This window comes from Arenibacter certesii DSM 19833, assembly GCF_000429545.1.
GTDB lineage: Bacteria > Bacteroidota > Bacteroidia > Flavobacteriales > Flavobacteriaceae > Arenibacter > Arenibacter certesii.
Map to the genome: position 1 here is coordinate 1 of NZ_AUCB01000023.1, position 21431 is coordinate 21431.

The following is a 21431-nucleotide window of genomic DNA, read 5'->3' on the forward strand; positions in this document are numbered from 1 at the left end:
GAGCTAGAGACTCGTTTTCGGGGTTTTATTATATCTAAATATACGAATTAAATACCTGATAAACAAGCAGTTGCGTCAATTCTGAATGCGCCTTTAAACTTAAGATTTCATTTAAATCCTGAAGGAATGCTAGGTATTCCTCACCGTAGGTATCATACAACATAAGTAAGACTGGTTTAATTGGTTAATTTTTGGGGCAATTATCAGGTAGTAAATATATCTACAATCTGGAATTTATACAATAAAATGTGGTGAACTTGTTTAATTTTGTTGTCAAATTCCCCTTATTTAGGGGAGAAATTATTTTAATCGCCGTTATCTAATTCTTTTTGGTTACAATTTTTATATTTTCAAACAAATTATTCCCTCCAATATTACAAGTTGCCAATGGTATATTCGTCTCTAAACCCAACGCAACTTAAAATCAACGGTCAACAAAGTGTCTTTACTATTTTTTTTAATATAACAACCTTATTGACTTATACCCTACTCTTAAATTTTTATTTTTTCTTTTAAAGCGGATAATTAAATGTACCCGAGGTTTCGTTTTCTATTGTCAATTGGCGTTATTTGTAGGTCTTAAACCAAATATTATGAGACCAATAATCGGAATTATGTGCTTACTAGCTATAATGGGCTGTAAGGAAAAGCAGGTAAATAAAGCGAATTCCCTAGAGGAGAAAGCATCTCAGATCCATGAGGAAGTAATTACTATTGACACCCATATAGACATCAATGTTGCCAATTTCACAGATAGTATAAATTATACTCAGCGCTTAGACAATCAAGTAAATTTACCTAAGTTAAAAGAAGGAGGCCTAGATGTTTCTTGGTTAATTGTATACACTGGCCAAGGTGAACTTAATGCCGAGGGCTATGCGAAAGCAAAAGAAAATGCCATGTCCAAATTTGACGCTATCCATAGACTTTGCAATGAAATTGCCCCAGAGGAAATAGAGTTAGCTTATAACTCTGATGATGTACGTAGAATTGTAAAATCGGGTAAAAAAGTAGCTATGATTGGTGTGGAAAATGCCTATCCAATTGGAGAGGACTTATCCGAATTTGAAAATTATTACAATTTAGGGGCTAGATATATCTCCCTATCCCATAATGGCCATAGTCAATTTTGTGATTCCAACACAGGGGAAGAAGATAATGTATGGCTCCATAACGGTCTAAGTGAACTGGGCAAACAGGCAGTAGCTGAAATGAATCGATTGGGCATAATGATAGATGTGTCCCATCCTTCAGCAGAAGCCATGAAACAAATGATTGCCCTGACTAAAGCACCTATAATAGCCTCTCACTCCTCTGCTAGAGCACTTTGTGGTCATAGTAGAAACTTAGACGATGAGCAGTTATTAATGATAAAAGAAAATGGCGGCGTAGTACAGACCGTTGCTTTTAGTTCTTACCTAAATACAGAAAAGCATGAGACGCATCAGAAGTATATGAAAGAACTACACATTCAGGTGGCAGACTCACTTGGAGTGGATTGGTACGAAAGGTGGCAATTGGCAGGCCTATCAGAAGAGAAGCGTGCCAATTATAGAAAGAACTATCCCACCGTAGTGGAAATAGTCAATGCAAAAGCTGCAAAAGATCAAAACGCTCCAGAGGGAGTCAGTGTATCCGATTTTGTTGATCACGTAGATTATATGGTAGATTTAATAGGAATTAACCATGTTGGTATAAGTTCTGATTTTGATGGAGGCGGTGGAATTGTGGGGTGGACAGATGCCTCGGAAACACCAAACGTGACTTTAGAATTGGTTAAAAGAGGGTATTCTAAAGAAGAAATCGCCAAGCTTTGGGGAGAAAATCTACTTAGGGTAATGGATCAGGTACAACAAGTGGCTAACGCTTCCGCTACAAATTAGGCTTAAGAGGATAAACGGTCCCTTACGAATTCTATTTTGGTTTTTCCATGTGGCGTAGGTTTTCCATCAGCGCCAAGATTTACCATTATAATATTCTCTACGGTTATAATAGTTTCCCTGGTCATTTTATTGCGGACTTCACATTTAAGTGTTAAGGAAGTTCTCCCAAAATTGACCACATCTATGCCAATTTCAACGATGTCGCCCTTTAATGCAGTGCTCATGAAGTTGATTTCTGACATATATTTGGTAACCACCCGTTTATTCTCTAATTGAATAATGCTGTATAGAGCGGCTTCTTCATCTATCCACGCCAGAAGCTTCCCTCCGAATAACGTATTATTAGCATTTAAATCCTCTGGTTTCACCCATTTTCTTGTATGAAATCTCATCTTTTTCTATTTTTTTGAAAATTAGTTAAAGTAATTAACCCAAGGCAATTACAGGGTAGAAAAGTATTGAGATTTAAATATATCTAAATTACGAACCTTTAATTTATTCGGTATGAAAAAATAATAGGGATATTATAAGGGAGATAATAATCCTTGAAAAATAATAGTTGTGATCGATTTCGTTTAAAAGACAATATAAAAAATCGTAGGGCTTTACTTTTTCCGCTTATCGCCATTTCCGGTTATTTAAGCAACCATTTTATACCTAATGTTCATAACCTCGTTAAAAACTATAACTCTCCTACCTTTCTCCCACAAATGTTATGACCTATCTTTATAAAAACACCTTTGTTATGAACTATAGAACGGATTGTCTTTTGGAGATTAGACCTGTCATTCCTAATGCAGTTGTTACCGACAATATGAGTATGGGCGAAAAGTTTCAGAATAAAACATTACGTCCCATATTAAAATTGCAGAACGCACTTTTGGTAATGGTCTTTAAAAATTATATCACTAAGCACAAAAACGGATTTTATGAATTAAGTTTAGAGGAACGCCTGAGTTTTGTAGAGAATTCCATTCAAAAGGACATTAAATTTAGAAATTCTTTAAAAGGCATCATTATTGGGCAGTATACCGAGGAGGAGTATCAGCTGTATACTCAAAATTCATCGGCCCTAAACAAACGGATGATGCAAATGGTTATAGGGCGTTTAAAAGATCAAATTTTGTTATTTGAAGATAATATAGTTGCCTCTTTATAACTCTTTTAATCATACATGGGATTCCCCATTTAAATTGGTGGAAAGAACTTCACTCATATAATCAAAATACGGACGAATTTTTTGGAAGGAATTATTTATATTATCTATAAAACCATGCGATAACACTTCCTCATCAGTCATTTTTCTTATAAAAATAAATTGTTTTCTTTTAATCAAGTCTATATTCTCGTGATCTTTATCAAAACCCATTGGTGCTATTTTTAATTCATCACCTTGCATCTCCCCCCATACTTCTTTAAACTCTTTGTTATTTATAATACTCCGAATTTCGGAGGCATCCATTTCAAATTCCTTCCTTATTCTCAAGAGATCCTCTTTGTTAGGCTCCCAAAAACCCCCTGCTATAAATGATTCTCCCGGCTTTAATTGCACATAATATCCACCTCGTAAATGTACTCCGGCTCTAGAAAATGAAGCTGCAAAATGCACCTTATAGGGTGTTTTATCTTTTGAAAAGCGCACATCTCTATAAATCCGGAACATTTTTAGTCTTTCAATATCATCATGTAATTTTAATTTGTTTTTAAGCTGAGTGAAGAAATTTTTAACTGTGGTTTCCTGTGTTTTAAATGCTAACTTGTGGTCGGAAAACCACTCTCTTGTATTATTATCTTTGAGGGAATTTAAAAATTGAAAGACCTCTTTCGTAATTAGTTCCTGTTGTGTACGACTCATTTGATTTTAACTTTGTGCTAAAGTTAACCAAATTCACATCAGAGGATTTTGAAATAATAGTTAATTTTGAGTTTCTACAATCAATAAAGCAAATGGATAAAGCATTGATCATAAAAAATATTAAACAACACAAAAAGCAGCCCAACCTTCGATTTATTTTAAAGGAAAAGACAGAACAATTTACAGACCGATTGTTTTATACTTTATTCGACATTGATACACCTGTAGAAAAAAACCTAGATATTCTGGAAAGGGAATTTAAGGAATTGGTAGAATTAGCCTGTTGGGAGTCGGATACGCCTTGTTGTGATGTTTGGAACCGATACGTAAAATTATTACCTGAAATTCTAGAGAAATTAAATCTAGATGCCCAAGCTATTGTAGAGTGTGATCCTGCTTCCTTATCCATTGAAGAAGTATATTTAGCCTATCCTGGTTTTCATGCCGTTGCCATTTATAGATTGGCGCACGAGTTATACCAAGAAGGCTTTCCTCTCGTACCAAGATTAATGACGGAATATGCCCATAAACTAACTGGAGTGGACATAAATCCAGGGGCGAAAATTGGAAAATCCTTCTTTATAGATCACGCCACTGGAGTGGTCATAGGGGAATCCGCTATAATTAAAGATAATGTAAAAATCTATCAGGGAGTTACTTTAGGCGCTTTGTACGTTGCCAAAAACCTACAAAAAACAAAACGACATCCCACAATAGAGGATAATGTCACCATTTATGCCAATGCCACTATTCTTGGAGGGGAAACCATAATTGGCAAGAATTCCATTATTGGTGGAAATGCATGGTTAACTACTTCTGTTCCCGCCAATTCAACGGTATTTCATTCTCCAGAAATTAAAATAAAAACTACTCCAAATGTCTCATAGCTTATTGGATACTATAGGAAATACTCCTTTAGTACTATCGAAAAATATCAATCCTAATCCAAACGTATCCCTTTATTTTAAAATAGAAGGTCATAATCCTGGTGGTAGTGTTAAGGATAGAGCTGCCTTAAATATGATAAAAGCAGGATTAGAGAGGGGTGATTTTAATTCCAATTCCAAGTTAATTGAGGCTACAAGTGGTAACACAGGCATAGCATTGGCCATGATTGCAGGTCTATACGGCTTGGATATCGAATTGGTAATGCCAGAAAACTCTACCAAAGAAAGAATTCAGACCATGAGAGCCTATGGGGCCAAGGTTACACTTACTCCTGCCGATGTGGGTATTGAAGGGGCTAGGGATTACGCGGAGAATAAGGTGAAAGAGGAAGGGTTTTATATGATAAACCAATTCTCTAATAATGACAACTGGAAGGCTCACTATCAAAGTACTGGTCCCGAAATTTGGCATGCAACACATGGAAATATTACCCATTTTGTATCTTCAATGGGCACCACTGGAACTATTATGGGAACTTCAACATTTTTAAAAGAAAAGAACTCCAAGATCCAAATCGTTGGTGTGCAACCTTCCGACGATGCCAAAATACCTGGTATACGCAAGTGGCCACTAGCATATCTCCCTAAAATATTTGATGCAAAAAAAGTGGATTCTGTTTTGGAAGTGAATGAGTTAGAAGCTGTTGAAATGACCAAGCGTCTGGCAAAGGAAGAAGGGATATTTGCAGGAATGAGTAGCGGAGGAGCCGCAGCCGCAGCAGTAAGATTGGCGCAGACATTAGAAAACGGAGTAATTGTATCCATCGTTTGCGATAGAGGGGACCGCTACCTTTCATCGGATCTGTTTTTATAAAAGACCGGCTTCAAAATAAGTTGAGGGTTAAGATACTAGACATTCCTAGGTAAAGGCTAAATAATAAACCTAAACCCTAATTAGGATTAGTAAGGAAAAAAAGCCATTTAATAATACAATTTGGGCTTTGTAAATTACAACCAGTTTTTTCTTTTAAAATAGAAAAGTAATCCAACAAAAATAAGAATCATTAATCCCCAGACATAAAAGTACCCGTATTTCAGGTGTAATTCTGGGATATAATCGAAATTCATACCATAAACTCCTGCTATAAAAGTAAGCGGAATAAAGATGGAAGCCATAATAGTCAATACTTTCATAACCTCATTCATCTTATTACTAACGTTGCTAATATACATTTCCATGAGACTCATAGACATTTCTCTGTATACCTGCAGCGTTTCATTTATTTCTATACTATGATCCATAGCATCTCTAAGAAAAAGCTTAGTGTCCTTTGTGATTAGAGGATGCTCAGTATCTATTAACTTGCTTATCATTTCTTTAACTGGATAAATCCACCTCCTAATTCTTAGCACTTCTTTTTTTAACAATTGAATATCTTGTGCTATTTCCGGTGTAGGATGCAGATAAACATCTTCTTCCAAAATTTCAATCTTAGAATTTATGTTTTCTAGGATTACAAAATAGTTATCTATAATGGCATCGAGTAAGGCAAAGAATAGGTAATCGGCTCCTTTTTCTCTTATCCTGCCCGTTTTGCTTTTAATTCTATTATAAATACCGTCAAAAACGTCGTCCTTGAGTTCTTGTAAGACGATTACCGTGTTTTCCATAAGAACAATAGCGACGTGCTCTGCCACCAGTTCATTATTATGATCTAAATAGAGCATGTTAAAAACACCGAAAATATAATTATCATATTCGTCAATCTTAGGACGCTGGTTAGTATTCACAGCATCTTCTATTGAAAGTAGATTAAGGCCAAAGGAAGTTCCAAGCTTTTCAATTAATTTTTCGTCACTAAGGCCAATTACATCAATCCATGAGATTGAAGGACTGTTTTTGAATTCTATTATTTTTTCAAAGTCCTCCTGCTTATAAACATCAAATTCAAATTCATCTATTTGATGTTCTTGGTATTCCAATATATGCACACTACTCTTCTCGCCTTCCCTATTCCCCATATATATAACACTCCCGGGAGCCTTGCCCATCTTTTTGGCGCGTCTCGATTGTTTTTTATTGGTAACCTTAGCTGTTCTCTTTTTTTTACCCATAATATTTTACTCTTAAAATTTGCTGCAATAGGTCTTTGGTTTACTAAAATAAGCATTCAGGAAGATGCTTTTATCAGTTGTTAGAGTTTTAATTTTTTTTAAATAAAAGGACATAATGTACAGATTAAAATAAATTAGATAAGGAGAACCAATTTAAGTTTCAATAAAATTGAAAACAGAAATAGTAGTTATTCAAAATCTAAATTATAGAGCATTAAACCCGATCCGGGTGCTACATAGGTTAGGGTTGTAGTATTGTTATTGTTTAGCGCTTCTTTAATATCGGATAAAAGTAGTTCTCCTTTACCCAGTTGTATTAAAGCTCCCATGATCATCCTAATTTGATATCTCATAAATCCTGCTCCTTTTATGTGCAGGGCATAACTGACCTCTGGAAAAAAATTGGCTTTTAAGACAGTGTTCTTTTTTATTTGGCATGAATCAATGGTCCTTACCACCTTGGTGCTTGGCTGTAACCGCGCAGTAAATGCAGAAAAATCGTGCGTACCTATAAACAATTCTGCGCTTTTAATCATAAGATCAATATCTAGATCATCAACAATATTGGTTAAGAAAGGAGCGCAGTAGGGGTGATTTTTCTCCCCAAAAGAAAAAAGATATACATATTCTTTTTGTCTACTATCTTTAATAATATTAAACTCCTTGTTTACTTCATCTAGTCCAGTAATGCGAATATCTGAAGGTAGATTTCTATTAAATTCGGTTTTAAATTTATCCAAATCCTCTATTGGCGTATCAAACAGAAATAACTCAAATGCCATGTCCAACGCAGAAACTTTTGCATCCGTTCTACCGGCACCTAATATTTTAAATTTGGTGTCGGGTAAAATAAACTTCAAGGTCTTTGTGAGCATGCCCTCAACAGTTTTATGTTGGGGTTGTTTTTGCCAACCACTGAATCTAAATCCTAAATATTGTATGCGTATTAGGTAATAATATCTTTTTTTATGCATTTTAACTTTCAAATAAATTCTTGACTACCCACACGATAAAACAGCGTTGCTACTGTAACAATTATAACGATAATTCCGTTTATAGCACTAAAACGCCCAATATAATAAAAGTAAACTCCGCTTACTACAAATGACTCCAACAGGCGAGCTACATATTTAATTAGAACAAAGACTGTCTTTTGAATAAATTATCGGAAAAATCCTCTACAATTGTTGATTTTTCTATCCTGACCAGAGAAGATCGATTACTTATTAATGTAAGAAGCACTAAATTTTACAATTAAGTCATGAACTATTCTTCCGTCTTGAATTTCCTACACTTCATCGATATTTTCAATATAGAAAGCAATTATATCGTAAATATGCTAAAAAAATATTAAGAATATCATATATATGGGTACCAAAAATAAATTAGGAGCTATTAGAGTTAATCTAATTTTATCGATTATTATTTTAATCGCATTAGTCTATTTTAGCTTTTATGGCTTATATAGTGATCAGTTACATTTTAATAAGGTGGAAAGTTATATTTTACCCATTTTATCATTGGTGCATTTTGTTTACATATATATCCTATGGTTTAAAGTATCCGAAAACGAATATCCTGATATTATCATGCGAAACATAGAGTATGTGATGTATGGGGTTTTTATATTCTACCTATACGAAATTATAGAAACAGCTTTAATTTTAAACTCATACCAACAATTTGAAGGTCATATTATTCCTAGTACATTCCACCCCATAGGGATTTTAATAATTAGCCTTCAAATTCTTCTTTCTATCTGTACATTATGGTCCTTTTTTCTCAGGAAAAGAAAAGTAGGGCAATATGACTTTGATTACTTAAACAATCATGAGAATACTTGGGGTTAGGTCTTTTTGGACTACAGCCCCCTTATAAAACTTCCATAAACATCTTTAATCTGATACCCTTTTACAAAACGTTGTTTGCTCAATTTCTTGTAGCCTACTAAGCCCCATAAAAGCAGTTCCTTTAAAAAGTATATATCCTTTTTGTTGAAATCTGATTGATATTCCTCTATAAGTTGATTTAACGCAGGTATACTATCCAATTTAGCTTTGTATTCGCTATCAACTGCATCATCGAGCAATTCAAATCCTTCCCCGTCAAAGAACCAGCTCATCAGATTGTCATAGGGCCCTTCCACATCTTTATGTTCTAGCTTTTCTATTTTAGGAAAGTACTGTGCAAAAAGGGTTTTAACTGCATCTTCGATCAGAATTTCTGCAACACTCCCGGCACCCTCCTGTTCTCCCTCATACACCAATTCTATTTTACCTGTAATGGAGGGAATTACCCCCATAAAATCCATTAAACGCACTTGGGTGGCTGTATCTCCATTTTTCAGGGTTCTACGCTCAGCAGTACTTAACAAGTTTTCAAATGCCGTAATACTCATTCTGGCGCTAATACCACTTTTGGGATCTACGTAATCGCTCTTCCGGGCTTCTATACTAATTTGCTCTAATAGATCCTTAGCCATATCCGGGACGTAAACCATGTCTAACTGCCTAGAATCTAATCTAGATTCCTGTTCGGTAATCTTACGTGCCGTAGCAATATCTTCTGGGTAATGCGTAAGAATTTGAGATCCTATTCTATCTTTTAGTGGAGTAACAATACTACCTCTATTCGTATAATCTTCTGGGTTTGCAGTAAATACAAATTGTAAATCCAACGGTAAGCGAAGTTTAAAACCTCTAATCTGTATATCTCCTTCTTGCAAAATATTAAAAAGAGACACCTGTATCCTAGCTTGTAAATCTGGTAATTCATTAATTACAAAAATACTTCTGTTGGCCCTTGGAATCATTCCGTAGTGAATCACTCTTTCATCTGCATAGGATAATTTTAAGTTGGCCGCTTTTATGGGGTCTACATCCCCTATTAAATCAGCGACCGTTACATCTGGTGTAGCCAATTTTTCAAAGAACCGTTCGCTTCTGTGTATCCAACTAATTGGCGTATCGTCTCCAAGTTCTTTTATCTTTTCAAAGGCGTATCTAGAGATAGGACTCATGGGATCATCATTAATTTCGGACCCAGAAACGATCGGAATGTATTCATCCAAAAGATTAATCATTAGTCGCGCTAACCGGGTTTTAGCCTGCCCCCTTAGCCCTAATAAATTTATATTGTGCCTAGAAAGGATTGCACTTTCTAGTTCCGGGATAACGGAGTTTTCATACCCATATACCCCTGGGAATGCATTTTCTTTCGATTTAATTTTCATTAAGAGATTATCCCTTAATTCATCTTTAATCTTCTTTGTTTTATAACCTGATTTCTTAAGATCTCCTATGGTTAGCATTTCCTGATCGTTCACTTTCATAAAGTATAAATTATATTTTATTTGGTTTAAGATTTCCTAACGCTGACAAATCAAATTAACTTTTTAAACTCAGGATTCTTTAACCTTTTAATCTTTTTCTTCTATTCTGTTCGTAATCCTCAAATATCATCTCTCCAAGACCTTTTATTCCTGTAAAGAAAGCCTTCCCCTTATTTGCTTCTGTAAAATGCCTCACAAATTGTGTTAAATAAGGATCTTTAGCAATCATAAAGGTGGTTATAGGTATGTGCAATTTTCTCGCTTGACGGGCCATATTATAGCATTTCTCAACAATATAATCATCCAAGCCAACACTGTTCTTGTAATAGGTGCCATCTGGCAATCTAATGCAGCTAGGCTTCCCATCTGTTATCATAAAGATCTGTTTATTGGTATTACGTTTTCTACGTAACATATCCATGGCCAATTGTAATCCTGCTACGGTATTGGTATGGTAGGGACCTACTCTTAAATAGGGCAATTCTTTTATGGGAATGGGCCAAGCATCGTTTCCAAAGACCAATATATCTAGTGTGTCCTTAGGATATCGAGTAGTTATTAACTCGGCAAGCGCCATGGCAACCTTCTTAGCCGGTGTAATTCTATCTTCTCCATAGAGAATCATACTATGGCTTATATCGATCATAAGTACCGTACTCATCTGGGCCTTAAACTGAGTATCCTCTACTACTAGATCTTCTTCGGATAAGTTAAAATTTCCAATGCCATGGTTTATTTGTGCATTTTTTAAACTTTCCGTTATGGAAATACGCTCCAAGCTATCTCCAAAACGATATTCCCTATATTCTCCGGTATGCTCATCTCCTCTACCTGGCTTTCCCGTTTTATGATCTCCGGAACCACTACGTTTAATCTTTCCAAAAATTTGATCCAGTGCAGCTTTTCGGATGACCCGTTCCATTTTAGCCGTTATTGCCAAATCTGCTTCGGAAGTTCCTTCACCAGCACCATCCTTATCCCCTATTTTAAATTCTTCGCGCAGATATCCCTTGGCCTTGAGGTCTTCTATAAAATCCTCAATAGTATAGTTTTCATCAGTTAGACTATATTCTTTATCCAATTCCCTTAACCAATCCAGCGCTTCATCTACATCACCTGAGGTATGGGTAATCAGTTCCTTAAAAATATCGAAAAGTTTCTCGAACGGGCTTTGGTCAGGTGCAATATAGGTGGAAAAACGAATGCCTTTTCTTCTATTTATAGTCATATCATAAATTTAATACATTTAAAATACTTCCGCCTCCCTTTTAAGAAAACTTAACTATTAGGGAATAGTAGCCACAAATAATCTAGTTAAGGGGTGTTCCTCTTTGTATAATCTGATTGAATTAAACCGATAAAATTGTTGCTTTCTAACATGTTCCAAAAACACTCGGCTTCACCAGTTTATATTATTTGAAGAATTTGAACTCAATATCATTAGTCATTATATGCACCGCCCTAAAATCTTTAACTACTTTAATCTGGTGAACTATTTCAGATGGTACAATAAAACTGTCTCCCTGCTTTAAAGTATGTTCTGTATCTGCTAATGTTAAAACGCATTCTCCCTCTAATACAACAAGTACAGATTCTTTGTTTGCTTTATGTTTTGGCAACAATTCTCCTGCCTTAGCAGCCATTTGTTTTGCATTAAATAACTCTCCTTTAGCTAATAACTTTACGTTGGGATTTGTAATTTTTTCCATTGACTATTTTAAGTAACATTTAAATGTTTGCGTAAATAATTAATATAACCAATTATCCTCTAAAAGACAAATGACGGACTTTGTTAAGATTATTGAAAGCTAACCTCTTTATGATTGGTTTTTTAATCTAACAACACCCATCGGTGTTATAAAATGGCGGTTAGCCATCTCTTATTATAAATCCTTAAAATTTAATAAGCGCCGGCGATTTTTCTAAGTTAGAACATTTGCCAAAAAATTTGAGATTGTTAGTAAATAGGGTATCTTAAAGGTTTAATCAATTTAGGAGGGTGCCTAATTAAGCTAGTACCTCGTTAGTTTAATGATTCGGTATTTAATGTATCGGTAATTTCCATAACACTTTGATTCATTTAACTGAATTGGAATAAAAGTGTGGAAACCCGAATTGAAACGAAGAAAAAATGAAGTAAAAAATTATGTTTAAAAAAGAAGAAAAGTTCGGGAATTATCCGCAACAGCCACATGGTGGCAAATTAGTCGATTTAGTTTTAAAGGGAGTAGAGCTAGAAATAGCGCTAAAGAAAGCGACATATCTACCTGCAATTATGATAGACATGGAGGCCGTGATTACGGTAGAGATGATCGCAACAGGGGTGTTATCTCCCAATGAGGGTTTTATGAATGAAGCCAACTACAAATCGGTACTTAGTAAAGGGCGTTTAGAAAATGGCCTTGTTTGGCCAGTACCTTTAAGTTTTGCTCCTACAGGCGACCGTAACAAAGAGGTAGTAGATACACTGGCAATTGGGGATGAAGTAGCTTTAATTGATGAGAATAAAAATCCGATTGCTATTCTTTTACTGAACGATATTTTTTCTTACGATAGAGAGTATAGAGCTTCAAAACTTTTTGGAACCACAGATCGAAATCATCCTGGGGTGGATGCAATCTATCGAAGAATGGGGAATACAGCATTGGGAGGAACGCTTAAATTGTTACGCCGAGTTGATTGGGGGCCATTTGAAAAACTGAGGTTAGAACCAAAGGATACATGGAAACAATTTTATGAAGAGAAAAAATTCCGATCTGTTGCCGGATTTATTACGGGAGCCAACCCACTCCATAGAGGGCATGAATATATCCATAGAAATGCCTTAGAAGAGATTGATGGCTTGTTAATTCAACCATTAGTAGAGATGGCTAAACGTGAATACACTCGTCATGAATTCCGGATGCTGTCTTACCGAAGTGTTCTAGATACCTACTACCCCAAAGATAGAGCAATTCTATCTCCTTTAAGGGTAACCTATATTTTTGCCGGACCTCGGGAAACAGTGCTACACGCATTAATTATGAAGAACTACGGCTGTACACATGCACTAATTGGCCGAGACCATGCGGGAATTGGTGATTTCTACGATAAATATGCAAGTCATTCTATTTTTGATGAATTTTCCCCTAAAGAATTAGGGATCGATATCCGATTGTTCTATGAAGTTTTTCATTGCACACGCTGTAACACTTTAGCAACAAATCAATCTTGTCCTCATGATGAAAGATATCGGATTAATATTTCAGGTACGGGAATTAGAGAAATGCTACGCCATGGGATTATGCCTCCAAAAGAAATTGTTAGGCCAGAATCTGCACGGATAGCAATGCAGGGAGTCCAACCTAAAGGTCTTGACGAAAACAATAATTCTATTTCTCCAGTTGGAAAAACAATTAAAGCCATTTTCCCTTTTTACGCGGAACTAAATGCTTTAGGAGGTAGAAAACGTAGTAAACCATTGAAATGGGACGATTTAACAAATACCGATTTAGAATTGGTTAATATGGATGTCCGTTCGAATGCTGATCGAATTTATAGAAACATTTTTGAAGAGTATAGCAGTAGCAGTGATATCAATAGAAATTTACAACCTAACTGGATAACAGAGGCTCGTGAAGCAGCCCAATTACAACAAGAACTAGTAATACAAGATTTAGAAGAGAAAGTAGAACAAGCTTCGGATACCGCTTCAGACGAATTTATGTACCAAGATAAGAAGGAAGCGGCTCACGAATTAGAGGTTGCAAAAAAGATTCTAAAAGACATTCCTTATCCTATTCGTAAGGAAGATCTAAAATATCGCACTTGGAATCTCTTGCCATATAAACGCTATAGAGGAAGTGATGAACCAAATAAAGATAAATAACAAAAGTCTTTGCGTATCAGTTATAGAGAAAAATTGAAAATTCAATATTAGGGTAACCTTAAAGAATTTTTTCCAACACTTTCAGGTTACCTTTTCTAAACCCTTGAGGGGGTTTTTAGGGTTGACATTAATATTTTAAGCCTATTAAATAGTTTAGCATTAAACTATTTTGTGGACAACCACGGTGCGCCTACTTTTGAAGGGATCAGGAAACTGTAGTATATGAACAACCAAAATCTATCATTATATCAGGCATTTAAAAGTACCCCTCCTCTATGGTATAACAGCTATGAGGGATTGGAACAATTTATTTTTACGCCTAACCCTGTACAGGAATTTGAGCCACCTCTTATCCCTGAAAAGCTTAGACTAGGCCATCAATTAGAATTTATATTTCACCAGTTACTATTACATTCCAATACTTATAAAGTACTTGGTAACAGTATACCTATAAGGAAGAACAAAATCACTCAAGGAGAAATGGATTTTATTCTTCAAAATATTGATAACAAGCAATTTATACATCTGGAGCTCACCTATAAGTTTTATATTGTTACAGGAGATAAAACCACCCAATTAGACGAGCAACTTATTGGTCCAAACCATAGGGATACCTTTTTACAAAAGAAAGACAAATTAATTAACCATCAGTTAACGCTATCAGGAAGTAAAGAAGGAAAAGAAACCTTAATTGAACATGGGATAGACCCTACTGGGTTAACTCCCCAGGTTTGTTTTAAGTCCCAATTGTTTACCCCATATTTTCACCGAGAAATAGATCTGACACCTTTTAACCAACAGTGTATTAGCGGGACTTGGATTTCTTGCGCTGATTTTATTTCCGAGGAATTTAAATTATACCAATACTATATTCCTAGTAAACTTGAATGGATATTACCACCTCATAATAATGTAGAATGGAGGTCTTATTTTACCATCTTAGAAGATATTACCATTCGTATAAAAAATAAAAATGCGCCACTTCTGTGGTTAAAAAAAAGTGAAACGATTATAGAAAAAATGTTTGTACTTTGGCGTAATCCCACAAGTTGAAAGTCTAATTATTTTAATAACTTTAAATTTATTTAATTAGGATTGGTATAAAATTTCTTTTCTGATTCTTCGTTTTCATTACCCAAATTACCAACCTACTCCTATGAAAAAACGCTACCTAATATTGTTTTCGTAATTTATTTTCGGTACTACTTCTGCTAGGAATAATTGCGACCTTGTTAATTCTACAGTCTTTTATACCCTAAATCATGCTTAAAGCGCAGTGAACCCGAATAATTTTGACCATCAGGTTATATTATTCAGAAAAAGCATATAAGTCATATGAAAAGATTTTGTATATGTTAAAAGAAAACGACAGCAATGATTTAGCCGATAAAATTAAGCACATATTGGCAGCTACAAAGCATGCTTAAGATCCAGCGGATTGGGATCGGGGCAGATTTTACAGCAAAAACGTTTTAAATGGTAGTTTAGAATTACTTGAAGCGTTAGATAAACATGCAATTGCTACCAGTGAATAGTTTCTACACACTGAGATGTGAACACTTTTACGCTCGCCGGCCGTTCCAATTCAAGATAATTTACGCCGATGTTTAAAAACTTACCCTGAGGTAATTGACTTGAGCTTTACTATTTACTAAGGATATCTAGGATTACTTATAGAAATAAAAAAGCCGTTGACTTTCTTATTTACCTTTAGGAAGGCATTTAAGAAAAGTAACGGCTTTTCTAACAAAACACTTAATCGTTTAACCTATAATATCTAAAGGTGCAGTGGTCTTCCAATTCCCTCTAGTAAAATCTGGAAATTCTTGCGGTGCGCCATTTTGGGCTACCGAAACTTCACTTAAAGTACCAACGGCACTCCAGTAACACCCTTCATATACATTTTGATCCAATGGTTGTCCATTACGCAAACATTCTACAATTCGGTAAAGCATCATAAAATCCATTCCACCGTGTCCACCCATTTTTCTGGATAATTCTCCCAATCTTAGATATAGAGGGTGCTCATACTTCTCATAAATCTTTGCAAGTTGCTCTCCTTCTCCAAAAGAATGGTGATCTTTTGGTCCCCCTTCAAATCCACCTTCCAAAGCGATTCTAGTTGGGAATCCTTGCATAGTTCCTTTAGTACCTTGTATTAGATTATGTCTAGTGTACGGTCTTGGACTAGTTTCGTCCCATTGTACCATTATAGTCCTACCAAGCGTAGTCTTAACAATAGATGTATTTATATCCCCCCCTTTATAGTCGAGCTGGTTCCATTTATGATCAGCTGGAAAATTTTTGGCGGCATAAAGTTGCCTGCCCTTAGCAGGTGAGGAAAAAGAATTTATAAATTTAAAGTTATCCTCTCCTCTAGCTAAATTCATATACTGCGCAACAGGCCCTAAACCATGGGTAGGATACAAATTACCATTTCTGTGTGCATAGTGTGGTGTACGCCAAGAACCTGTACCACGATCAACTTCGTTCATCTGGCTTCTTAGTTCGTGAATATAGGAAGCTTCACCGTGTAGAAGCTCACCAATTACTCCTTGCCTACACATATTTAGATATAGAAGCTCTTCCCTACCATAGTTTACGTTTTCCATCATCATACAGTGCTTCTGTGTCTTTTCAGAAGTGTCCACTATCTCCCACATTTCTTCAATGGTAAGTGCTAAAGGGACTTCTACAAAAACGTGAGCACCGCTTTTCATGGCCTCAATGGCCATAGGAGCATGTAGTTCCCAAGGAGTACTAACGAAAACAGCATCGGGCTTCTCCCTTTTCAACATTTTCTTCCAATCGTTCTCCCCTTTGGTATATAATTTAATTTTTTGGTGGCGAGTTCCCTTACCATTCTCCTTGCATTTATCTGCAGATCTTTGAGCATTATCTTCATAAAGATCGGAAATAGCAACCACCTCGGTACCTTCAATAGAAGCGATTTGATGAGCGTGACCGGAGCCACGAGCACCTACTCCAATAAAGGCACATCTTACTGTATCCAATTTTGGAGCAGAAAAACCACCCATATAAGTAGCACCTAGACTTGGTGTTGGCGCATCAATTAAACTTTTGTTGGATAAAGAACTTGCCCATCCTTGTGCCATTGCCAATCCCATACCTGCAATGGATGTTTTTCTTATAAAATCTCTCCTATTTGATTTCATAGCATATTTTTATTTTTTAAATCTTAATTTTTCTAATGGCTGAAGATAGTATTAATTTTTAAATTAAAAATTATCCTGTTATAAATTAAACATTTTACACCAGGATCTTGATAAGTTCATTTCGTATTACTATCCTTTGATTAGTCCTAATAAAATCTATTTACAATCCTGTATTTTTGAGATATCAACAGTAGCCAGTATTACACAAAAACCAGACTGAAATTCTCCATAATATGCTATATTGGAGCTTAATGTCTCGCTTCTAAAACTTTAACGACGTCCTTTAATTTGTATCCTTTTGCCTGAAGCAGTATCAGATAATGGAAAAGAAGATCCGCACTTTCCTCTTTAAAAAGGGTCTCATTATTGTCCATAGCCTCTATGACCACCTCTACGGCTTCTTCACCCACTTTTTGGGCTACTTTGTTAATGCCACTTTTAAAAAGCGAAGAAACATAACTGGATTTAGCACCTTCGGGAGTTGATACTGTTCCGTCTGCTTGGGCTTTTCTATTTTCTATAATGTTTTCCAATTCACTTAAAAATTCGAAACCACCTGTATTTTCTTGTCCCCAACAAGTATCTGTTCCTTTATGGCAAGTAGGTCCCACAGGATCTACTGTTACCAATAGCGTATCACTATCGCAGTCCGACTGAATCGTGATTAAATTAAGAAAGTTGCCACTTTCCTCTCCTTTGGTCCAAAGGCGGTTTTTTGTGCGACTGAAGAAAGTGACTTTTTTGGTCGCTACAGTAAGGTCATAAGCTTCCTGATTCATATAGCCCAACATAAGTACGTTCTTCGTTTTAGCGTCTTGTATTATAGCTGGAACCAATCCGTCCTTATTCTTATTAAAATCTATGGTCATTTTTTAAAAATTGATGTATTGGTGGCTTTTAAAAAGAGAGGTTTTTATTCTTTATCTCTTTACGGCATTACCCCATCACGATTTATAATCTAACTGGAATTGCATTTCTATGCAACTCTTCTTTTAATTCTTTAATAGATATTTCTTTAAAATGAAATACACTAGCAGCCAGTGCTGCATCGGCCTTCCCATCAATAAAGGTGTCAGTAAAATGGGAGATTTTACCCGCTCCACCAGAGGCAATTATAGGAATATTTAGTTCTGTTGATAGTTTTGCCAAAGCTTCGTTAGCAAATCCATTCTTAGTCCCATCATGGTTCATACTCGTAAATAATATTTCCCCTGCACCACGTTCTTCCACTTCTTTGGCCCAATTGAAGAGGTTGAGCTTAGTAGGTACTTTCCCTCCTACCAAATGTACAATCCACTCCCCATCTATCTCTTTAGCATCAATAGCCACAACAATACATTGTGAACCAAATTTGGCGACTAGATCATTGATCAATTGTGGATTTTTTACTGCGGACGAATTAATGGAAACCTTATCTGCTCCATTTTGCAAAAGAATATCTACATCTTCCACAGACGATATTCCCCCACCCACGGTAAAAGGGATATTCACCTTCTCGGCCACTCGCAAAACAAGATCTGCCAAGGTACGTCTGCCCTCTTCTGTTGCAGAGATATCTAAAAAAACCAATTCATCTGCTCCTGTTTTGGCATATATTTCTGCTAATTCCACTGGATCCCCTGCATCCCGGAGATCTACAAAATTAACACCTTTAACTGTTCTTCCATTTTTAATATCTAAACAGGGTATGATTCTTTTTGTTAGCATACTATTTTTTTAAAGACCAATTATTCCTTTTCCTATTGATAGAATTGATATTGGCCATATCTATGTTTAATTTGATTTATTAGTTAAAATAAATTCTTCCAATTGTTTTAAGGTAATCCTATTCTCATAAATTGCCTTTCCAATTATTGTGCCTTCACAACCTAATTCTGCCAATTGGGGAAGCTCATCAAAAGTAGAGATACCGCCACTTGCAATAAGAAAAAGCTGAGGCCCACATTGGGCAATAATTCTTTCATACAGTTCAAAGGATGGGCCCTGTAACATTCCATCTTTACTTATATCGGTACAAATTACTGATTTTATCCCTTCCTTTTGATACGTTTGTATAAAGGGAATTAGTTCCTCCTTGGATTCCTCTGTCCATCCAGAAACAGCAACCATTTCATTTTTTGCATCGGCGCCAAGTATAATTTTATTAGCTCCGTAGGTTGTGATCCACCTTATAAATGTTTCTGGGTCTTTCACCGCTATACTACCCCCGGTGATTTGGTTTGCTCCACTTTCAAATGCAATTTTTAAATCTACATCGGTCTTTAGTCCACCTCCAAAATCAATTTTCAAACTCGTTTGGTTAGCAATCCGCTCCAGTACTTTATAATTTACAATATGGCTCGCCTTTGCACCATCCAAGTCTACCAAGTGCAGGTATTCTATACCATGAGCCTCAAATTCTTTGGCCACCTCCAAAGGGTTTTCATTGTATATTTTTTTGGTATTGTAATCCCCTTTGGAAAGACGCACACATTTTCCGTCTATAATATCTATTGCCGGTATTATTCTCATTATGTTATTTTATTCTAATTGATATGGACAAGAAAATTTTTCAAAATCCGCTCCCCCACTAAACTACTTTTTTCGGGATGAAATTGGGTTCCGAAAAAGTTATCCTTTTGTAGGGCCGCACTATAGTTTATTGCATAGTCAGACTGGGCAATGGTTTCTTTACAAACCGGAGCGTAATAACTATGTACTAGATATATATGCTCATTTTCCTTTACCTCCTTGAATAATTTTGATTTCAAGTTACTGATTTGATTCCATCCGATTTGTGGTACTTTTACGGTTTTGGGAAATTTAACCACCTCCACGTCAAAAATTCCAAGCCCTAAGGTATTGCCTTCTTGGGAAGATTTACACATCAGTTGCATGCCCAGGCAAATTCCTAAAACTGGTTGTTTTAATTCAGGGATAATAGAGTCTAGCTTACTGGCACGTAGTTTTTTCATGGCACTACTAGCTTCACCAACCCCAGGAAAGATAACCTTGTCCGCTTCCTTAATTTCCTTTACATCATGACTAAGCACCGCCTCATATCCCAATCGTTGGATAGCAAATTTAATACTTTGAATATTTCCGGCCCCGTAATCGATTATTACTATTTTCATTCTTCGTTTTTAACGATGCTTACTTTACAATAGGCCCTTGGTACTGGGTAGTACCATTTTCTCTACATCACGTTTTAATGCCATTTTAATAGCTTTTGCAAAGGCTTTAAAAATAGCCTCTATCTTATGGTGCTCATTGGTTCCCTCGGCTTTAATATTTAAATTGGCTTTTGCCCCATCTGTAAAGGATTTAAAGAAATGATAAAACATTTCTGTTGGCATCTTTCCTATCATCTCCCGCTTAAAATCTGCTTCCCAGACCAACCAATTACGTCCGCCAAAATCGATAGCCACTTGGGCTAAACAATCATCCATTGGCAAACAGAATCCATAGCGTTCCATTCCAAGCTTATTTCCCAAGGCTTTATGGAAAACCTCTCCTAAGGCTATTGCGGTATCTTCTATGGTATGGTGTTCATCTATTTCCAAATCCCCTTTAACCTTAATATCTAGATCCATCTGGCCATGTCTAGCCAGCTGGTCCAACATATGATCAAAAAAATCTAAGCCCGTATCAATGTTACTCTTCCCGGTACCATCTAAATTTAATTTTATATAGATATCGGTTTCATGCGTTTTTCTATAGGTTTCAGAAACCCTGTTCTTTAATTTTAAAAACTCATATATCTTCTCCCAATCATTGCTTTCAAGTGCTATATGGGAATCCAAGTCCTTACGTTTTACAGTAATCTCCCCTACTCCAAAATTGGTCTCATCATTAATGAATATTCCTTGGGCGCCAAGGTTTTTGGCTAATTCTATATCTGTTAAACGATCTCCTATTACAAAAGAATTAGATAGATCGTACGCTTCTGAAAAGTATTCCGTTAATAATCCTGTTCTTGGTTTACGCGTAGCTGCATTTTCATGTGGAAAGGTTTTGTCCATAAAAACCTTATCAAAAACAACTCCTTCCCCCTCAAAGGTTTTCATTATAAAGTTATGGACAGGCCAAAAGGTATCTTCTGGAAAAGAATCTGTTCCCAATCCATCTTGATTAGTCACCATTACCAGCTCATAGTCTAGCTCCTTGGCTATCTTACTTAAAAAAGTAAATGCCTTGGGATAAAATTCTAATTTTTCAAAAGAATCGATTTGCTCATCAGCTGGTTCCTTGATCATCGTTCCATCCCGATCTATAAAAAGGACCTGTTTCCCTATTTTACCAACTTGGTCAGCATTTTTATTTACTTCTATACTCAT

Annotated in this window: 20 protein-coding genes; 7 read left to right on the forward strand and 13 right to left on the reverse strand. The window is 35.9% G+C overall.

Going from position 1 to position 21431, the window contains the following annotated elements:
* Positions 1–593: 593 nt before the first annotated feature.
* Entirely contained in the window at positions 594–1883 is a 1290-nt protein-coding gene (locus G466_RS0112585; protein ID WP_034235555.1) for a dipeptidase, read from the forward strand.
* Positions 1884–1885: 2 nt separating this feature from the next.
* On the opposite strand, the gene G466_RS0112590 is transcribed toward G466_RS0112585, so the two are convergent.
* Positions 1886–2275: an acyl-CoA thioesterase gene (locus G466_RS0112590; protein ID WP_026813987.1), complete on the reverse strand. Its 390-nt coding sequence runs from the start codon at positions 2273–2275 to the stop codon at positions 1886–1888.
* A 353-nt stretch (positions 2276–2628) separates the two neighbouring features.
* Here G466_RS0112590 and G466_RS0112595 point away from each other — a divergent pair, with 353 nt between their 5' ends.
* Positions 2629–3042 (forward strand): hypothetical protein, encoded by a 414-nt coding sequence (locus tag G466_RS0112595; protein ID WP_026813988.1) that lies wholly within the window; start codon positions 2629–2631, stop codon positions 3040–3042.
* Positions 3043–3051: 9 nt separating this feature from the next.
* Here the strand turns inward: G466_RS0112595 and G466_RS0112600 are convergent, their stop codons facing one another.
* Positions 3052–3738: a DUF2461 domain-containing protein gene (locus G466_RS0112600; RefSeq protein ID WP_034235559.1), complete on the reverse strand. Its 687-nt coding sequence runs from the start codon at positions 3736–3738 to the stop codon at positions 3052–3054.
* Positions 3739–3830: 92 nt separating this feature from the next.
* On the opposite strand from G466_RS0112600, the gene epsC reads away from it, so the two are divergent.
* Positions 3831–4625, forward strand: coding sequence for a serine O-acetyltransferase EpsC (gene epsC, locus G466_RS0112605; RefSeq protein ID WP_026813990.1), 795 nt, complete (start codon positions 3831–3833; stop codon positions 4623–4625).
* Positions 4615–5499, forward strand: coding sequence for a cysteine synthase CysM (gene cysM, locus G466_RS0112610; RefSeq protein WP_026813991.1), 885 nt, complete (start codon positions 4615–4617; stop codon positions 5497–5499). The genes epsC and cysM overlap by 11 nt, the downstream gene beginning before the upstream one ends.
* A gap of 134 nt (positions 5500–5633) precedes the next feature.
* Here cysM and corA read toward each other — a convergent pair whose 3' ends face one another.
* Together corA and truA are read right to left on the reverse strand one after the other, a co-directional pair.
* Entirely contained in the window at positions 5634–6740 is a 1107-nt protein-coding gene (gene corA / locus G466_RS0112615) for a magnesium/cobalt transporter CorA (protein WP_026813992.1), read from the reverse strand.
* A 188-nt stretch (positions 6741–6928) separates the two neighbouring features.
* Positions 6929–7714 carry a tRNA pseudouridine(38-40) synthase TruA gene (gene truA, locus G466_RS0112620; RefSeq protein ID WP_026813993.1) on the reverse strand — a complete coding sequence of 262 codons (786 nt, stop codon included), beginning with the start codon at positions 7712–7714 and terminating at the stop codon, positions 6929–6931.
* A gap of 393 nt (positions 7715–8107) precedes the next feature.
* Here truA and G466_RS0112625 point away from each other — a divergent pair, with 393 nt between their 5' ends.
* A complete protein-coding gene (locus tag G466_RS0112625; RefSeq protein ID WP_026813994.1) occupies positions 8108–8590 on the forward strand; it encodes a hypothetical protein in 483 nt (160 codons plus the stop codon).
* Between the two features lie 11 nt (positions 8591–8601).
* On the opposite strand, the gene G466_RS0112630 is transcribed toward G466_RS0112625, so the two are convergent.
* The 3 genes from G466_RS0112630 to G466_RS0112640 form a co-directional block, all read right to left on the reverse strand.
* Positions 8602–10071, reverse strand: a complete 1470-nt coding sequence (locus G466_RS0112630) for a magnesium chelatase (RefSeq protein WP_026813995.1) — start codon at positions 10069–10071, stop codon at positions 8602–8604.
* Positions 10072–10150: 79 nt separating this feature from the next.
* Positions 10151–11299, reverse strand: a complete 1149-nt coding sequence (locus G466_RS0112635; RefSeq protein WP_026813996.1) for a vWA domain-containing protein — start codon at positions 11297–11299, stop codon at positions 10151–10153.
* A 184-nt stretch (positions 11300–11483) separates the two neighbouring features.
* Positions 11484–11780, reverse strand: a complete 297-nt coding sequence (locus G466_RS0112640; protein WP_026813997.1) for a cupin domain-containing protein — start codon at positions 11778–11780, stop codon at positions 11484–11486.
* Between the two features lie 437 nt (positions 11781–12217).
* Between G466_RS0112640 and G466_RS0112645 the strand changes: the two genes are divergently transcribed.
* Together G466_RS0112645 and G466_RS0112650 are read left to right on the forward strand one after the other, a co-directional pair.
* Positions 12218–13939, forward strand: a complete 1722-nt coding sequence (locus G466_RS0112645) for a sulfate adenylyltransferase (protein WP_026813998.1) — start codon at positions 12218–12220, stop codon at positions 13937–13939.
* Positions 13940–14161: 222 nt separating this feature from the next.
* Complete coding sequence (locus tag G466_RS0112650) at positions 14162–14992, forward strand: DUF1853 family protein (protein WP_026813999.1); 831 nt, start codon at positions 14162–14164, stop codon at positions 14990–14992.
* Between the two features lie 710 nt (positions 14993–15702).
* On the opposite strand, the gene G466_RS0112655 is transcribed toward G466_RS0112650, so the two are convergent.
* From G466_RS0112655 to hisB, 6 genes are all read right to left on the reverse strand, one after another.
* A complete protein-coding gene (locus G466_RS0112655; RefSeq protein ID WP_026814000.1) occupies positions 15703–17115 on the reverse strand; it encodes a Gfo/Idh/MocA family protein in 1413 nt (470 codons plus the stop codon).
* A 248-nt stretch (positions 17116–17363) separates the two neighbouring features.
* Positions 17364–17984, reverse strand: coding sequence for a bifunctional phosphoribosyl-AMP cyclohydrolase/phosphoribosyl-ATP diphosphatase HisIE (gene hisIE, locus G466_RS0112660; protein WP_026814001.1), 621 nt, complete (start codon positions 17982–17984; stop codon positions 17364–17366).
* Between the two features lie 82 nt (positions 17985–18066).
* Positions 18067–18822 (reverse strand): imidazole glycerol phosphate synthase subunit HisF, encoded by a 756-nt coding sequence (gene hisF / locus G466_RS0112665; protein WP_026814002.1) that lies wholly within the window; start codon positions 18820–18822, stop codon positions 18067–18069.
* 66 nt (positions 18823–18888) lie between these two features.
* A complete protein-coding gene (gene hisA / locus G466_RS0112670) occupies positions 18889–19626 on the reverse strand; it encodes a 1-(5-phosphoribosyl)-5-[(5-phosphoribosylamino)methylideneamino]imidazole-4-carboxamide isomerase (RefSeq protein ID WP_026814003.1) in 738 nt (245 codons plus the stop codon).
* Between the two features lie 14 nt (positions 19627–19640).
* Positions 19641–20228, reverse strand: a complete 588-nt coding sequence (hisH, locus tag G466_RS0112675) for an imidazole glycerol phosphate synthase subunit HisH (protein ID WP_026814004.1) — start codon at positions 20226–20228, stop codon at positions 19641–19643.
* Between the two features lie 24 nt (positions 20229–20252).
* Positions 20253–21431: a bifunctional histidinol-phosphatase/imidazoleglycerol-phosphate dehydratase HisB gene (hisB, locus tag G466_RS0112680; RefSeq protein WP_051315649.1), complete on the reverse strand. Its 1179-nt coding sequence runs from the start codon at positions 21429–21431 to the stop codon at positions 20253–20255.

Excerpts from the sequence above, each read along its gene's own strand:
- corA (WP_026813992.1), bottom strand. The coding sequence starts at position 6,740 with ATGGGTAAAAAAAAGAGAACAGCTAAGGTTACCAATAAAAAACAATCG.
- G466_RS0112630 (WP_026813995.1), bottom strand. The coding sequence starts at position 10,071 with ATGAAAGTGAACGATCAGGAAATGCTAACCATAGGAGATCTTAAGAAA.
- hisF (WP_026814002.1), bottom strand. The coding sequence starts at position 18,822 with ATGCTAACAAAAAGAATCATACCCTGTTTAGATATTAAAAATGGAAGA.
- G466_RS0112585 (WP_034235555.1), top strand. The coding sequence starts at position 594 with ATGAGACCAATAATCGGAATTATGTGCTTACTAGCTATAATGGGCTGT.
- G466_RS0112645 (WP_026813998.1), top strand. The coding sequence starts at position 12,218 with ATGTTTAAAAAAGAAGAAAAGTTCGGGAATTATCCGCAACAGCCACAT.
- hisH (WP_026814004.1), bottom strand. The coding sequence starts at position 20,228 with ATGAAAATAGTAATAATCGATTACGGGGCCGGAAATATTCAAAGTATT.
- G466_RS0112595 (WP_026813988.1), top strand. The coding sequence starts at position 2,629 with ATGAACTATAGAACGGATTGTCTTTTGGAGATTAGACCTGTCATTCCT.
- G466_RS0112640 (WP_026813997.1), bottom strand. The coding sequence starts at position 11,780 with ATGGAAAAAATTACAAATCCCAACGTAAAGTTATTAGCTAAAGGAGAG.
- hisIE (WP_026814001.1), bottom strand. The coding sequence starts at position 17,984 with ATGACCATAGATTTTAATAAGAATAAGGACGGATTGGTTCCAGCTATA.
- G466_RS0112590 (WP_026813987.1), bottom strand. The coding sequence starts at position 2,275 with ATGAGATTTCATACAAGAAAATGGGTGAAACCAGAGGATTTAAATGCT.
- cysM (WP_026813991.1), top strand. The coding sequence starts at position 4,615 with ATGTCTCATAGCTTATTGGATACTATAGGAAATACTCCTTTAGTACTA.
- G466_RS0112635 (WP_026813996.1), bottom strand. The coding sequence starts at position 11,299 with ATGACTATAAATAGAAGAAAAGGCATTCGTTTTTCCACCTATATTGCA.
- truA (WP_026813993.1), bottom strand. The coding sequence starts at position 7,714 with ATGCATAAAAAAAGATATTATTACCTAATACGCATACAATATTTAGGA.
- G466_RS0112650 (WP_026813999.1), top strand. The coding sequence starts at position 14,162 with ATGAACAACCAAAATCTATCATTATATCAGGCATTTAAAAGTACCCCT.
- epsC (WP_026813990.1), top strand. The coding sequence starts at position 3,831 with ATGGATAAAGCATTGATCATAAAAAATATTAAACAACACAAAAAGCAG.
- G466_RS0112625 (WP_026813994.1), top strand. The coding sequence starts at position 8,108 with ATGGGTACCAAAAATAAATTAGGAGCTATTAGAGTTAATCTAATTTTA.
- G466_RS0112600 (WP_034235559.1), bottom strand. The coding sequence starts at position 3,738 with ATGAGTCGTACACAACAGGAACTAATTACGAAAGAGGTCTTTCAATTT.
- hisA (WP_026814003.1), bottom strand. The coding sequence starts at position 19,626 with ATGAGAATAATACCGGCAATAGATATTATAGACGGAAAATGTGTGCGT.
- G466_RS0112655 (WP_026814000.1), bottom strand. The coding sequence starts at position 17,115 with ATGAAATCAAATAGGAGAGATTTTATAAGAAAAACATCCATTGCAGGT.
- hisB (WP_051315649.1), bottom strand. The coding sequence starts at position 21,431 with ATGAGTATAGAAGTAAATAAAAATGCTGACCAAGTTGGTAAAATAGGG.